Consider the following 13194-nt stretch of genomic DNA (forward strand, 5'->3'; position numbering starts at 1 on the left):
ATCGCACCTGGCTCTGGTGATTTTCACAATAGGCAGCCCGGGCAGCGGCGCTACCATCGACGCAAACCGGTACGCCGTATCGGGTGCGACAGATAAGAACAAGGACAACGCCATGGCTTACTTCCCCAATGTCGAAAAGGTCCGCTACGCCGGCCCCGACAGCACTTCCCCGCTTGCCTTCCGCCACTACGAAGCCGACCGCCTGGTCATGGGCAAGCCCATGCGCGAGCACCTGCGCATGGCGGTCTGCTACTGGCACACCTTTGTCTGGCCGGGTAGCGATGTCTTTGGTCAGGGCACCTTCCAGCGGCCCTGGCAGGCAGCCGGTTCGCCCCTGGAGCAGGCCCGCGCCAAGGCCGCCGCCGCCTTCGAATTCTTCAGCAAGCTGGGCGTGGACTACTACTGCTTCCACGACACCGACGTCGCCCCGGAAGGCGCCAGTTTCGCCGAGTACCGCGAGAACTTCGCCCGCCTGGTGGACGATCTGGAACGCCACCAGAGCGACACCGGCCTCAAGCTCCTGTGGGGCACCGCCAACTGCTTCAGCCACCCGCGCTATGCCGCCGGCGCCGCCAGCAACCCCGATCCGGAAGTCTTCGCCTGCGCCGCCACCCAGGTCTGTACGGCGATGAACGCCACCCACCGCCTGGGCGGCGAGAACTATGTGCTGTGGGGCGGCCGCGAAGGCTACGAGACCCTGCTCAACACCGACCTTGCGCGCGAGCGCGAGCAACTCGGCCGCTTCATGCGGATGGTGGTGGAGCACAAGCACCGCATCGGCTTCCAGGGCGATCTGCTGATCGAGCCCAAGCCCCAGGAGCCGACCAAGCACCAGTACGACTATGACGTGGCCACCGTCTTCGGCTTCCTGCAGCAATTCGGGCTGGAGAAGGAGATCAAGGTCAACATCGAGGCCAACCACGCGACCCTCGCCGGGCACAGCTTCCAGCACGAGATCGCCAGCGCCGTGGCCCTCGGCGTGTTCGGCAGCATCGACGCCAACCGCGGCGATCCGCAGAACGGCTGGGACACCGACCAGTTCCCCAACAGCGTCGAGGAAATGACCCTGGCGATCTACGAGATCCTCAAGGGCGGCGGCTTCACCCGCGGCGGCTTCAACTTCGACGCCAAGGTCCGCCGCCAGAGTCTGGACGACGTCGACCTGTTCCACGGCCACGTGGCGGCCATGGACACCCTGGCGCTGTCGCTGGAACGCGCCGCGGCGCTGTTGCAGGACGACCCCCTGGGCAAGTTCAAGGCCGAGCGCTATGCCGGCTGGGATCAGTCTCTCGGTCAGCGCATCCTCGGGGGCCAGCTGAGTCTGGAACAACTGGCCGAGCACACCTTCAGCCAGGGCCTGGCGCCCCAGCCGGTGAGCGGTCGCCAGGAGTTGCTCGAAGGCGTGGTCAACCGTTACCTGTATCGCTAGCGACCGCGAGCGGGTCGGCAGAAAAGCCTGGCTGACCCGCTTGTGCAAGCGCGCTGAATCGTTACACTCAAATCCGTTCTCTCGCTCCACAACAACAATAACCAAGGACGCCACCATGACTTTCAAGACGACCCTGCTCGCCGGTCTGCTCGCCCTGTGCACCACCGGTTTCGCCCAGGCCGACGCCCAGCATCCCAAGATCGGTTTCTCCATCGACGACCTGCGCCTGGAGCGCTGGGCCCGTGACCGCGACTACTTCGTCGCCGCCGCCGAGCAACTCGGCGCCAAGGTCTATGTGCAATCCGCCGATGCCAACGAGCAGCGCCAGCTGTCGCAGATCGAGAACCTGATCTCCCGCGGCGTGGACGCCATCGTCATCGTGCCCTTCAACGCCACGGTGCTGAACAACGTGGTGGCCGAGGCCAAGAAGGCCGGGGTCAAGGTGATCTCCTATGACCGCCTGATCCTCAACGCCGACATCGACGCCTACATCTCCTTCGATAACGAGAAGGTCGGCGAGATGCAGGCCGGTGGCGTGCTCAAGGCCCAGCCCAAGGGCAACTTCTTCCTGCTCGGCGGCGCGCCCACCGACAACAACGCCAAGATCCTCCGCCAGGGCCAGATGAAGGTCCTGCAGCCGGCCATCGACAAGGGCGACGTCAAGATCGTCGGCCAGCAGTGGGTCAAGGAGTGGAACCCGACCGAGGCCCTGGCCATCGTCGAGAACGCCTTGACCGCCAACGACAACAAGATCGACGGCATCGTCGCCTCCAACGACGCCACCGCCGGCGGCGCCATCCAGGCCCTGGCCGCGCAGAAGCTGGCCGGCAAGGTCGCCGTGTCCGGTCAGGACGCCGACCTCGCCGCCATCAAGCGGGTGATCGCCGGGACCCAGACCATGACCGTCTACAAGCCGCTCAAGCTGATCGCCTCCGAGGCGGCCAAGCTGTCGGTGCAACTGGTGCGCAACGAGAAGCCGGGCTTCAACTCCAGCTACGACAACGGCACCAAGAAGGTCGACACCCTGCTGCTCACCCCCACCGAGCTGACCAAGGCCAACGTCGACCTGCTGGTCAAGGACGGCTTCTACACCCAGGCCCAGATCGACGGCAAATAACCACTGGCCACCGGCTGGCCGTCTGACGCCTGGCGTCGGGCGGCCCCTGGGCAAGGAGCGGCCATGGCCGACTATCTGCTGGAAATGCACGGCATCGCCAAGAGCTTTGGCGGGGTGCGGGCGCTGGACGGCATCGATCTCAAGGTGCGTCCGGGCGAATGCGTAGGGCTGTGCGGCGAGAACGGCGCCGGCAAGTCCACCCTGATGAAGGTCCTCTCGGCGGTCTATCCCCACGGCACCTGGGAAGGCGAGATCCGCTGGGACGGGCGACCCCTGGAAGCCCAGTCCATCGCCGAATCCGAGGCGGCCGGCATCGTCATCATCCACCAGGAACTGACCCTGGTGCCCGATCTGTCCGTGGCCGAGAACATCTTCATGGGCCACGAACCGCGCCGCTTCGGCGGGCGGCTGGACTATCCGACCATGCTGCAGCGCTCGGCCGAGCTGATGCGCCGGCTCAAGGTGCCGGACATGAACGTGGCCCTGCCGGTATCCCAGTACGGCGGCGGCCTGCAGCAACTGGTGGAAATCGCCAAGGCGCTGAACAAGAACGCCCGGCTCTTGATCCTCGACGAACCGACCTCGGCGCTCACCACCTCCGAGATCGCCGTGCTGCTGGACATCATCCGCGACCTCAAGGCGCAGGGCGTCGCCTGCGTCTACATCTCGCACAAGCTCGACGAGGTGGCGGCCATCTGCGACACCATCACGGTGATCCGCGACGGCAAGCACATCGCCACCACGCCCATGGCCGAGATGGACATCGACCGCATCATCACCCAGATGGTCGGCCGCGCCATGACCAACCTCTACCCGCAGATCCCCCATGAGATCGGCGAGGTGATCTTCGAGGCGCGTCACTTCACCTGCCTGGACGTCGACAATCCCCAGCGCAAGCGCGTCGACGACGTCTCCTTCGCCGTGCGCGCCGGCGAGATCCTCGGCATCGCCGGGCTGGTGGGCGCCGGACGCACCGAGCTGGTCTCGGCCATCTTCGGCGCCTACGACGGCCGCTACGAAGGCGAGGTCTGGCTCAATGGCCAGCGCATCGACACCCGCACCCCGCTGAAATCCATTCGCGCCGGCCTCTGCCTGGTGCCGGAGGATCGCAAGCGCCAGGGCATCATTCCCGACCTGGGCGTGGGCTCGAACATCACCCTCACGGTGCTGGACCGATTCGCCCACCTGAGTCGCATCGACAGCGAGGCGGAACTGTCCTGCATCGACACCGAGATCGCCCGGCTGCAACTCAAGACCAGCAGCCCCTTCCTGCCCATCACCGGCCTCTCCGGCGGCAACCAGCAGAAGGCGGTGCTCTCCAAGATGCTGCTGGCGCGGCCCAAGGTGCTGATCCTCGACGAACCCACCCGCGGCGTCGACGTCGGCGCCAAGTTCGAGATCTACCGGTTGATCGGCCTGCTCGCGGCGGAGGGCGTGGCCATCGTCATGGTCTCCTCGGAGCTGGCCGAGGTGCTCGGCGTCTCCGACCGGGTGCTGGTGCTCGGCGAAGGCCGGCTGCGCGGCGATTTCCCCAATGAGAATCTGACCCAGGAGCGGGTACTGGCCGCGGCCCTGGGCACCACCGAACGGGCGGTCGCCCAAGCCCGGGAGCACTTCTGATGCACGCCGTGAAACAGCTGTTCACCCGTTACAAGATGCTCGCCCTGCTGATCGCCGTGGCCCTGATCTGGCTGTTCTTCAGCTGGCAGACCGAAGGCGGCTTCGTCACTCCGCGCAACCTCTCCAACCTGCTGCGGCAGATGTCCATCACCGGCATCCTCGCCTGCGGCATGGTGCTGGTGATCATCGCCGGCGAGATCGACCTCTCCGTGGGTTCGCAACTCGGCCTGCTCGGCGGGGTGGCGGCGATACTCGACGTTACCTACCACGTGCCCCTGCCGATCACCCTGCTGGCGGTGGCCGCCGGTGGCCTGCTGATCGGCCTGATCAACGGCTATCTGAGCGCCTATCGGGGGATACCGTCCTTTATCGTCGGTCTTGGCGGCATGCTGGCCTTTCGCGGCGTGCTGCTCGGCCTCACCGGCGGCGTCACCGTCGCCCCGGTATCGCCGGAACTGGTCTACCTCGGCCAGGGCTATCTGCCGCCGGCCGTGGGCAGCGCCCTGGGCGTGCTGCTGTTCGCCGTGGCCGTGGTGCTCACCTGGCGCCAGCGCAGCAAGCGCAAGACCCTCGGCCTCACCCTCGCGCCGCTGTGGCGCGACGTCTTGCGGGTGGTGGTGATCGGCGTGGTGCTGGCGGCCTTCATCCAGACCCTCAACCGCTACGACGGCATCCCGGTGCCGGTGCTGATCCTGCTGGTGCTGCTCGGGGTGTTCAGCTACATCACCAGCCAGACGGTGTTCGGCCGGCGCATCTATGCGGTGGGCAGCAACCTGGAAGCCACGCGGCTGTCGGGCATCAACGTCCAGGCGATCAAGCTCGGCATCTTCGGCCTCATGGGCGTGATGTGCGCCCTGGCCGGTCTGGTCAACACCGCCCGCCTGGCCGCCGGCTCGCCGTCGGCCGGCACCATGGGCGAACTGGACGCCATCGCCGCCTGCTTCATCGGCGGCACCTCCATGCGCGGCGGCTCGGGCACCGTCTACGGCGCCCTGCTCGGCGCCCTGGTGATCGCCAGCCTGGACAACGGCATGTCCATGCTCGACGTGGACAGCTACTGGCAGATGATCGTCAAGGGCGGGATCCTGGTCCTGGCCGTCTGGGTCGACGTCAGCACCCGCACCAGCCGGCGCTGAGTGGGATGACCAGGGGTGGATGAGGCTGCGCCGTCATCCACCCTGCGGTAAAGCCCCCACCTCACTCCGAACGACCCCCTCTCCCTCAGGGAGAGGGCTGGGGTGAGGGCACAGCCAACGCCTACCTTCGTCGGCAACCTCTTTAGGTAGCGTGGAAAACCGCAAAGCGTTTTCCACTGGCTGGCACAGGATCCGAGGTGGATGAGGCTGCGCCGTCATCCCCCCTACGGCAAAGCTCCCTCTCACTCCGTATCGCCCCCTCTCCTCCTGGGAGAGGGCCGGGGTGAGGGCACAGCCAACGCCCACCCTCTCCGGCAAGCGCCGTCCGTAGCGTGGAAAACCGCAAAGCGTTTTCCACTGGCTGGCGTGGAATCCGAGGTGGATGAGGCTGCGCCGTCATCCACCCTACGGCAAAGCTCCTCTCACTCCGTATCGCCCCCTCTCCCCCTGGGAGAGGGCCGGGGTGAGGGCGCAGCCAATGCCCACCCTCTCCGGCAAGCGCCGTCCGTAGCATGGAAAACCGCAAAGCGTTTTCCACTGGCTGGCGCAGAATCCGAGGTGGATGAGGCTGCGCCGTCATCCACCCTACGGCAAAGCTCCTCTCACTCCGTATCGCCCCCTCTCCCCCTGGGAGAGGGCTGGGGTGCAGCCAACGCCCACCCTCGCCGGCGAGCTCCGTACGTAGCGTGGAAAACCGCAAAGCGTTTTCCACTGGCTGGCGCAGAATCCGAGGTGGATGAGGCTGCGCCGTCATCCACCCTACGACAAAGCCCCACCTCACTCCGTATTGCCCCCTCTCCCTCAGGGAGAGGGCTGGGGTGAGGGAAGACTCAGCCAACCCAAAATCCCAACCAACCCGCTCAACTCTCGAACCGCTGCACCCGTGGGCCGCGCTGGCGCAGGTCGGCGAGGCTTTCCGGGCTCAGGGTGCCGATCGCCCGATCGAGGTCGCGCTGCAGGTCCTTGATCACGGTGGCCAGGGTGGCGGTGCATTCCAGGCTGCACAGGGGAATGGCCTTGGTGACCGTGACCGCGCGGGCGGTGTCGGTAACGGTGAACAGCAGGGTGCGATCGGCGCGACGGGGAACCGCCAGGCAGGAGTGCGGACTGAAGGCGGTGATCAGCATGTCGATGGCGTCTTGCATGGGCAGTTCGTCCTTGGCGTGACCGTGAAAGCGTCCGCGTCAGACGCCTTCCGTCCATGAAAGGTTCATTCCAGAGCGCCTGCATTAAGGTGGGGTCATGCCAAGGCGTACGGCACGTCGGCTCGCCCGGCTGCAAGCGACTCGCGCCAGATGCCTGGGGGGCTTTTCCACCCGCCCGCGGCAGCGGCCATTGTGGATAAGCCGCACACCCCGCCATCCATCCCCGGCCTTTGACGCCCGCGCCGGGCTGCGGCAGAGTGCGCGCCCCTTTGGTGGTGCGGAGTCGGCGATGAATGCGGTGGTGGTGGCGGTAGGACTGATGCTGGTCCTGAGTCTGGCGCGGGTGCACGTGGTGGTGGCGATGATCGCTGGCGCCGTGGCCGGTGGCCTGGTGGGCGGACTCGGGCTGGAAGGCACCCTGCTGGCCTTCAACGCCGGCCTGGGCAATGGCGCCAAGGTGGCGCTCTCCTATGCGCTGTTGGGCGCCTTCGCCGTGGCCATCAGCCAGTCGGGACTGGCGCACATGCTGGCCGATCGCGCCCTGGCGCTGATGGAACGCCAGGCAGCCCAGGGCGGACGCTCGCTGCGCTGGGCGCTGCTCGGCCTGCTGCTGGCGGTGTCCATCGCCTCGCAGAACATCCTGCCCATCCACATCGCCTTCATCCCGCTGCTGGTGCCGCCGCTGCTCTATGTGCTGACGCGCCTGGAGCTGGATCGCCGGCGGCTGTCCTGCGTCATGACCTTCGGCCTGATCGCCCCCTACATGTTCCTGCCGGTGGGCTTTGGCAGTCTCTATCTGCACGACATCCTCCTGGCCAGCGTGGCCCGTGCCGGGGTGGACGTCAGCGGCGTGGACCCCAGTCGCGCCATGCTGCTGCCGGCCCTGGGCATGGTGGTCGGCCTGCTGCTGGCGGTCTTCGTCAGCTATCGCCGGCCGCGGCGGTACGATCTCGGTCTGGTGGCGCGCACCGAGCGGGCCGACCGTCCCTACAATGGCCGCACCCTGCTGGTGGCGCTGGTCGCCGTGATCGCTGCCTTTGGCGTGCAGCTCTGGCTGGACTCCATGATCCTCGGTGCCCTGGTCGGCTTCGTGGTCTTTACCGCCACCGGCGTGGTGCGTTGGCGCGAGGCGGACGACCTGTTCAGCGAGGGGGCGAAGATGATGGCGGTGATCGGCTTCATCATGCTCACCGCCGGTGGCTTCGCCGAGGTGCTGACCGCCACCGGCCAGATCAAGGACCTGGCCGCCACTGCCGCCGGCCTGATCGGCGACAACCGCGCCCTGGGCGCGTTGCTGCTCCTGCTGCTGGGCATGCTGGTGACCCTGGGCATCGGCTCATCCTTTTCCAGCGTGCCCATCCTCGCCGCCATCCTCGGCCCGCTGTGCCTGCACCTGGGCTTTTCGCCGCTGGCCATCGTCTGCCTGATCGGCACCGCCGGCGCCCTCGGCGACTCGGGTTCGCCGGCTTCGGATTCCACCCTCGGTCCCACCTCGGGCCTCAACGTGGACGGCCAGCACAGCCATATCTGGGACACCGTGGTGCCGTCCTTCCTGCATTTCAGCCTGCCGATGCTGCTGTTCGGCTGGGCCGCGGTGCTGCTGCTGTAACCGGCGATTGCCGCCCGGGCGCAAAGCCCCGGCCGGGCGGGTCCAAGGCCTACAGCCAAGGAGCCGCCCCATGTCCAGCCCCACCTTCAGTGTCGAACCCCTGACCGCCGCCGACCTGCCGGCCACCACCGAGGTGGTGCGCCTGGCGTTCGCCACCTGGATGGGCGCTGCCGAACCGGGCGAATTCTGGAACGACCGCGACTATGTACGCAGCCGCTTCGCCGCGCCCCACACCGCCTGGTTCAAGGCCCTCGACGGCGCGCGGCTGGTCGGCGCCGTCTGCGTCACCCGCTGGGGGCGTCACGGCATCCTCGGCCCGCTGGCGGTGCACCCGGACTACTGGGACGCCAAGGTGGCCAAGGCGCTGATGGGCGCCGCGGTCGCGCAGCTCGACGCCTGGCAGCTGGTGCATGCCGGACTCTTCACCTTTCCCGACAGTCCGCGTCACCTGGGGCTCTACCAGGGCTTCGGCTTCTGGCCGCAGACCCTGACCGCGGTGATGGCGCGACCGGTGCAGGCGCAGACGGCGTCGCCGGCGCTGCGCTTTTCCCTGGCGGCCGAACCCAACCGGCTGCTGGCGGCCTGCGCCGAGGTGGGTCGGGCCAATGCGCCGGGGCTGGATGTCTCCGCCGAGATGGCCGCGGTGCGCGCACAGGGGCTCGGCGAGAGTCTGCTGCTGCAGGATGCGCAGGGCCGGGCGGAGGGCTTCGCCGTCTGCCACTTCGGGCCCCATAGCGAGGCGGGTACCGGGGTCTGCTATGTGAAGTGTGCGGCGGTGCTGCCCGGCGCGGGCGCGGAGGCGCGCTTCGCCCGGCTGATCGCCGCCTGCGACGGCCTGGCCCGGGATCACGGCCAGCAGCGACTGCTGGCCGGCGTCAACACCGCCCGCCTGGGGGCCTACCGCTGGCTGCTGGCTCAGGGCTTTCGCAGCGAGATCCTCGGCATCACCCTGCACCGGGGCGACGCCCATTACGATCACCCCGAAGTCTGGCTGCTGGACGACTGGCGCTAGGCCTTGGCGCTGCCTTCAGGGTTCTTCTTGCGCGAGCGGCTGCGCGGCTTGGGGGCGGGCGGGGCGACGCTGCTCTGGATGCCGCCAACCTGGGTCAGGTTGTCGTCGGGCTGGTCTTCCAATTCGCGATTGGCCTGGAACCAGTGCTCGAAATCCTGGCCATGGGGACGGCCTTCGCGTTCCCAGATTTCATAGGCGCGCTGGCGGATGCGTTCTTCGAGGGTCATGCCGGTAACTCCAAAGGGGCAGGGGAGAGCGGCCGGCAGCGCCGGCGCTCTTCCTGACTAGGCCCGGGGCGACCAGGAAAAGTTTCTCCGGGACTCCCGGTCAGCCCGGCGCCGTTGCGCTTGCCGGGCTCTGGCAGGATGCTTTCGCCGCCAGGACCGTTCGTCGGTACCCGGCTAGCCCTGCCAGGCGCGGCGATAGGCACCGGGGGCCACGCCATAGGCTTGTTTGAACTGCCGAGTGAGATGGCTCTGGTCGGCGAAGCCCAGCTGCAAGGCCACTTCCAGGGGCGCCCAGCCGGCGCGCAGCAGGCCCTGGGCGCGGGTCAGGCGCTGCTGCTTGAGCCAGGCGTGAGGCGGCAGGCCCGTTGCCCGGCGGAACACCCGCAGGAAATGAAAGGGCGACAGCCCCACCGCCTGGGCCAGCTCTTCGAGGCTGGGCGGTTGCTGCAACCGCTGGCCGAGCAATTCGCGGGCGCGCTGCACCGCCAGGGGTTCGCGACCAGGTTCCGCCAGGGCGCCCAAACGGGCATGACGGCCGAACAGCAGCAACAGCGCCTCGCGCCAGGCGGTCTGCTGCTCCAGCGCCTCGGCGCCGCCATCGGCCAGTCGATGCAGCTGGCTGAAGGCCGCGCTCACCTGAGGGTCGTGCAGCACGCTGGTGGCGAAGGCCGGGGTGGCGTCCAGCGGGCGTCCCAGCTCGGCGAACACGGGGCCGAGCTGCGCCAGCGTCGGATAGAAGCCGCGGTACTGCCAGCCTTCCTCGACCGCCGTGGCCCCGGTGTGCAACTCGTCCGGATTGATCAGCACCATGCTGCCGGCCGCGGCCAGGTGCTCGGCGCCGCGGTGGCGAAAGCGCTGGGCGCCGCGCTCGATCACGGTAAACACATAGCCTTCGTGCACATGGGGCGCGAATCGCTGGCGGCGATAGCGGGCATGCAGCAGCTCGACGCCGCCCAGGCCGCGGGCCGGCCAGAGGCGGGCGTTTTCCTGTTGTCCGTTCATGGCTCTCTCGTGGCCCCGACGGGTCCTGCCTTCGGGCTAGAGGAGCCAGCGTAGCAGGTAGAACACGGCCATGCTGAGGATCACCGTGGTCAGCACCCGCCGCGTCCAGAGCATCAGCCCCACCGCGGTCAGGGCCGCCAGCGGGTAGGGATCGACCAGGGTCGCGGCCAGCGACGTTTCGCCGGAGAACAGGATGGGACCGCAGATGGCGGTGAGCATCCCGGGCACGGCGAATTCCAGGAAGGTGCGCAGGTTGCGGCCCAGGCGCAGCGGCAGGCGCGGTTCGAGAAAGAGATAGCGATTGCAGAAGACCAGGGCGGCCATGCCGAGCACGGTGGCGAGGATCATGGCAGGCGCTCCCGCAGGCGGCGTACCAGAAAGCCCGTGCTCATCCCCGCCAGGCCGCCCAGCACCAGGGCGCCCTGCCAGTGCAGGTTATGCAGCCAGACCGATACCAGCAGCGCGGTGAGCACGCAGGCCACGGTGGCCAGGTCGCGCACCAGAGGCACCACCAGGGCGATGAAGGTGGCGGCGATGGAGAAGTCCAGGCCCAGAGCGCCCAGGTTGGGCAGCGCCCGCCCCAGCAGCAGGCCGACCAGGGTGAAGAGATTCCACAGCAGATAGAAGCTCAGGCCCATGCCCAGGGCGCGCCAGCGGTCGAAGCCCGCCGGTTGTTCGGCATGGTTCAGGGCGAAGAATTCGTCGGTGAGCAGAAAGCCGAAGCCCAGGCGCCAGGGCAGTGGTTGGGGCGCCAGCACCCGTCGCATATGCAGGCCATAGAGCAGGTGCTGGGAGGTCAGCAGCAGGGTGGTCAGCAGGATGGCGGCCAGGCCTGCGCCGGCCTTGAGCATGCCCAGGGCCACCAGTTGTGCCGCGCCGGCGAACACCAGCAGGGAGAAGGCCTGGCCCTCCAGCACGCTGAGGCCGGTCTCGATGGCCAGGGCGCCGACCAGGATGCCCCAGGGCGCGCAGGCCAGCGACAGCGGCATGATCTGCCAGGCGCCCTGCAGGAAGGCGCGGCGGCGGGAAGCGGTCATCGGCAGGGCTCCGGATAGCGGGGAAACCCTAGGGTGCCGCACCGCGCCCCGGCCTGTCTTGAACGTTCTTGCGCTACTTCTCCAGCAGGGCGAACAGCTCCAGGTACTGCCGGGTCAGCTTGTGGCCCGGGTCCAGGTGGATCAGCGGGCGATGCTGCTGGTGGGACTCGCGCATCTTCACCGAGGCCATCAGCGGCGCCGCCAGCACCGGCAGGTCACGCGCCTGGAGTTGCTCGATCAGCTGGCGTGGGGTGCTGGCCTGGGCGTGGTACTGGTTGATCACGATGCCTTCGACGGTGAGCCTGTCGTTGTAGTCCTCGCGGATCTCGTCCAGCTCCTCGATCAGGTCGTACAGCGCCTGCTGGGCGAAGACGTCGCAGTCGAAGGGGATCAGGCAGCGGTCGGCGGCGATCAGCGCCGAGATGCTGTAGAAATTCAGCGCCGGCGGGGTGTCCAGGTAGATGCGGTCATAGTCTTCGCCGAGCTTGTCGAGGTACTTGGCCAGCTTCTGGATCTTGTACTTGGATTCGAGCTTGAACTGCAGCTCGGTCAGCTCGCCCGAGGCGGCGATCAGATCCAGATTCGGCCAGGCGGTGGCATGGATGTTGGCCTGCGCCTTCTTGCCGCCACTCAGGGTCTGCTTGAAGAAATCGGCGATGCCGTGGGGCAGGTCGTCGCCCACCTCGCCGGTGAGGTACTGGCTGGAGTTGGCCTGGGGATCGAGGTCCACCAGCAGGGTGCGATAGCCCTCGTGGGCGCTGATGGCCGCCAGGTTGCAGGCGATGCTGGATTTGCCGACACCGCCCTTCTTGTTGAAGACCACGCGGCGCAGGGCATGACCGGAGGGAGAGCTGTGTGCGTTCATTGAGTCGTCCCGACAGTGAGAGAAGCCTGAGGTGCAAAGGTGTGGCTGTGGCGTTTCGCTTATACCGAAAGGCCAGGCACGGACGATGACGAATTTATGGCCGTTGCATGACATTCATATGACGAGCCTACCGCAGCGGTGGAACCTAGGCGTCTGTCCGGCCTTCGAACTCGGCAAGCTCCCGTCGAGAATCCGCCATGACCCTCTGCCGACTCCCCACCTTGCTGCTGCTCGCCTGCGCCCCGCTGGCCCAGGCCGCCAACGACACCCAATCGCCGGTCCCGGTACCGGGTGCCCCCGCCCAGACCGATACCCGGGTACTCGAAGCCGGGGCCGATGTATTGCAGCGCAAGCCGCCCATCGCCGCCCTCAACACCTATCTGGACGGCTTCCACTTCTACAACGGCCATCCCCACAGCCAGATGGAGGCCCATCACTATTGCAGTGTCCTGGGCGAAGAGATGTTCCAGTGCGTGATCTACGACGGCAATGTCGCCGATGCCAAGCTGATGGGCGTCGAGTACATCATCAGCGAACGGCTGTTCAAGACCCTGCCCGAGGCCGAAAAGGCGCTCTGGCACAGCCATGTGCACGAGGTGAAGTCGGGCCAGCTGGTCGCGCCCGGCGTACCCCAGGTGGCCGAGCACCGGCTGATGGACAAGCTGGTGCACACCTACGGCAAGACCTGGCACACCTGGCATACCGATCAGGACCTGGAGCTGCCCCTGGGCGTCCCTCAGCTGATGATGGGCTTCACCGCCGACGGCCAGCTCGATCCCAAGCTACTCGCCGAGCGTGATCGCCGCCTCGGCATCTCTTCCGCCGAGACCAAGGCCGCGCGTGCCGACCTGCCGACCCCCGCGGTCGCCCCCGGCGCCGACGCCTGGCAGCAGGGCCAGGTCATCCAGCTGCAGGACCCCACCGGCCAGCTGCACAAGCACGACGGCGAGCACACCGAAAAGGGCGTCAACACCAGTTCGAACAAGCCCTGAGAC

13 protein-coding genes are annotated in these 13194 nt (G+C 67.5%); 7 read left to right on the plus strand and 6 right to left on the minus strand.

Features of this window, described 5'->3' with window-relative positions:
• Positions 1-112: 112 nt before the first annotated feature.
• From xylA to CFE50_RS07880, 4 genes are all read left to right on the plus strand, one after another.
• Positions 113-1429, plus strand: coding sequence for a xylose isomerase (gene xylA / locus CFE50_RS07865; protein WP_286732415.1), 1317 nt, complete (start codon positions 113-115; stop codon positions 1427-1429).
• A gap of 115 nt (positions 1430-1544) precedes the next feature.
• Positions 1545-2546: a D-xylose ABC transporter substrate-binding protein gene (gene xylF, locus CFE50_RS07870; RefSeq protein WP_007159832.1), complete on the plus strand. Its 1002-nt coding sequence runs from the start codon at positions 1545-1547 to the stop codon at positions 2544-2546.
• Positions 2547-2609: 63 nt separating this feature from the next.
• Positions 2610-4166 (plus strand): D-xylose ABC transporter ATP-binding protein, encoded by a 1557-nt coding sequence (gene xylG / locus CFE50_RS07875; protein WP_027597454.1) that lies wholly within the window; start codon positions 2610-2612, stop codon positions 4164-4166.
• Positions 4166-5302 (plus strand): sugar ABC transporter permease, encoded by a 1137-nt coding sequence (locus CFE50_RS07880; protein ID WP_007159830.1) that lies wholly within the window; start codon positions 4166-4168, stop codon positions 5300-5302. The genes xylG and CFE50_RS07880 overlap by 1 nt, the downstream gene beginning before the upstream one ends.
• Before the next feature lie 860 nt (positions 5303-6162).
• On the opposite strand, the gene CFE50_RS07885 is transcribed toward CFE50_RS07880, so the two are convergent.
• The gene (locus CFE50_RS07885) at positions 6163-6447 is read right to left on the minus strand and encodes a hypothetical protein (protein ID WP_017639596.1); all 285 of its coding nucleotides are present in this window, start codon (positions 6445-6447) and stop codon (positions 6163-6165) included.
• A 289-nt stretch (positions 6448-6736) separates the two neighbouring features.
• On the opposite strand from CFE50_RS07885, the gene CFE50_RS07890 reads away from it, so the two are divergent.
• Both CFE50_RS07890 and CFE50_RS07895 read left to right on the plus strand, forming a co-directional pair.
• Positions 6737-8056 (plus strand): Na+/H+ antiporter family protein, encoded by a 1320-nt coding sequence (locus CFE50_RS07890; protein WP_286732421.1) that lies wholly within the window; start codon positions 6737-6739, stop codon positions 8054-8056.
• 70 nt (positions 8057-8126) lie between these two features.
• The gene (locus CFE50_RS07895; protein WP_286732423.1) at positions 8127-9068 is read left to right on the plus strand and encodes a GNAT family N-acetyltransferase; all 942 of its coding nucleotides are present in this window, start codon (positions 8127-8129) and stop codon (positions 9066-9068) included.
• Here the strand turns inward: CFE50_RS07895 and CFE50_RS07900 are convergent.
• The 5 genes from CFE50_RS07900 to CFE50_RS07920 all read right to left on the minus strand — a co-directional run bounded on the left by CFE50_RS07900 (position 9065) and on the right by CFE50_RS07920 (position 12166).
• The gene (locus CFE50_RS07900) at positions 9065-9295 is read right to left on the minus strand and encodes a DUF2934 domain-containing protein (protein WP_241807741.1); all 231 of its coding nucleotides are present in this window, start codon (positions 9293-9295) and stop codon (positions 9065-9067) included. The genes CFE50_RS07895 and CFE50_RS07900 overlap by 4 nt on opposite strands.
• A gap of 174 nt (positions 9296-9469) precedes the next feature.
• Positions 9470-10297, minus strand: a complete 828-nt coding sequence (locus CFE50_RS07905; RefSeq protein ID WP_241807742.1) for an AraC family transcriptional regulator — start codon at positions 10295-10297, stop codon at positions 9470-9472.
• Between the two features lie 36 nt (positions 10298-10333).
• A complete protein-coding gene (locus tag CFE50_RS07910) occupies positions 10334-10645 on the minus strand; it encodes an AzlD domain-containing protein (protein ID WP_241807743.1) in 312 nt (103 codons plus the stop codon).
• A complete protein-coding gene (locus CFE50_RS07915) occupies positions 10642-11334 on the minus strand; it encodes an AzlC family ABC transporter permease (RefSeq protein ID WP_286732428.1) in 693 nt (230 codons plus the stop codon). Before CFE50_RS07915 ends, CFE50_RS07910 begins: the two co-directional genes overlap by 4 nt.
• Positions 11335-11407: 73 nt before the next feature.
• Positions 11408-12166 (minus strand): ParA family protein, encoded by a 759-nt coding sequence (locus tag CFE50_RS07920; protein ID WP_286732616.1) that lies wholly within the window; start codon positions 12164-12166, stop codon positions 11408-11410.
• A 230-nt stretch (positions 12167-12396) separates the two neighbouring features.
• On the opposite strand from CFE50_RS07920, the gene CFE50_RS07925 reads away from it, so the two are divergent.
• Positions 12397-13191 (plus strand): OBAP family protein, encoded by a 795-nt coding sequence (locus CFE50_RS07925; protein WP_286732430.1) that lies wholly within the window; start codon positions 12397-12399, stop codon positions 13189-13191.
• The last annotated feature ends 3 nt before the right edge of the window (positions 13192-13194 follow it).

This window comes from Pseudomonas sp. PGPPP4 (assembly GCF_002256045.1).
GTDB classification, from domain to species: domain Bacteria; phylum Pseudomonadota; class Gammaproteobacteria; order Pseudomonadales; family Pseudomonadaceae; genus Chryseomonas; species Chryseomonas oryzihabitans.

Bases quoted from the DNA above. Each gene is read 5' to 3' on its own strand.
- CFE50_RS07895 (WP_286732423.1), top strand. From the start codon at position 8,127: ATGTCCAGCCCCACCTTCAGTGTCGAACCCCTGACCGCCGCCGACCTG.
- xylF (WP_007159832.1), top strand. From the start codon at position 1,545: ATGACTTTCAAGACGACCCTGCTCGCCGGTCTGCTCGCCCTGTGCACC.
- CFE50_RS07925 (WP_286732430.1), top strand. From the start codon at position 12,397: ATGACCCTCTGCCGACTCCCCACCTTGCTGCTGCTCGCCTGCGCCCCG.
- CFE50_RS07880 (WP_007159830.1), top strand. From the start codon at position 4,166: ATGCACGCCGTGAAACAGCTGTTCACCCGTTACAAGATGCTCGCCCTG.
- CFE50_RS07915 (WP_286732428.1), bottom strand. From the start codon at position 11,334: ATGACCGCTTCCCGCCGCCGCGCCTTCCTGCAGGGCGCCTGGCAGATC.
- xylG (WP_027597454.1), top strand. From the start codon at position 2,610: ATGGCCGACTATCTGCTGGAAATGCACGGCATCGCCAAGAGCTTTGGC.
- CFE50_RS07890 (WP_286732421.1), top strand. From the start codon at position 6,737: ATGAATGCGGTGGTGGTGGCGGTAGGACTGATGCTGGTCCTGAGTCTG.
- CFE50_RS07900 (WP_241807741.1), bottom strand. From the start codon at position 9,295: ATGACCCTCGAAGAACGCATCCGCCAGCGCGCCTATGAAATCTGGGAA.
- CFE50_RS07905 (WP_241807742.1), bottom strand. From the start codon at position 10,297: ATGAACGGACAACAGGAAAACGCCCGCCTCTGGCCGGCCCGCGGCCTG.
- CFE50_RS07885 (WP_017639596.1), bottom strand. From the start codon at position 6,447: ATGCAAGACGCCATCGACATGCTGATCACCGCCTTCAGTCCGCACTCC.
- CFE50_RS07910 (WP_241807743.1), bottom strand. From the start codon at position 10,645: ATGATCCTCGCCACCGTGCTCGGCATGGCCGCCCTGGTCTTCTGCAAT.
- xylA (WP_286732415.1), top strand. From the start codon at position 113: ATGGCTTACTTCCCCAATGTCGAAAAGGTCCGCTACGCCGGCCCCGAC.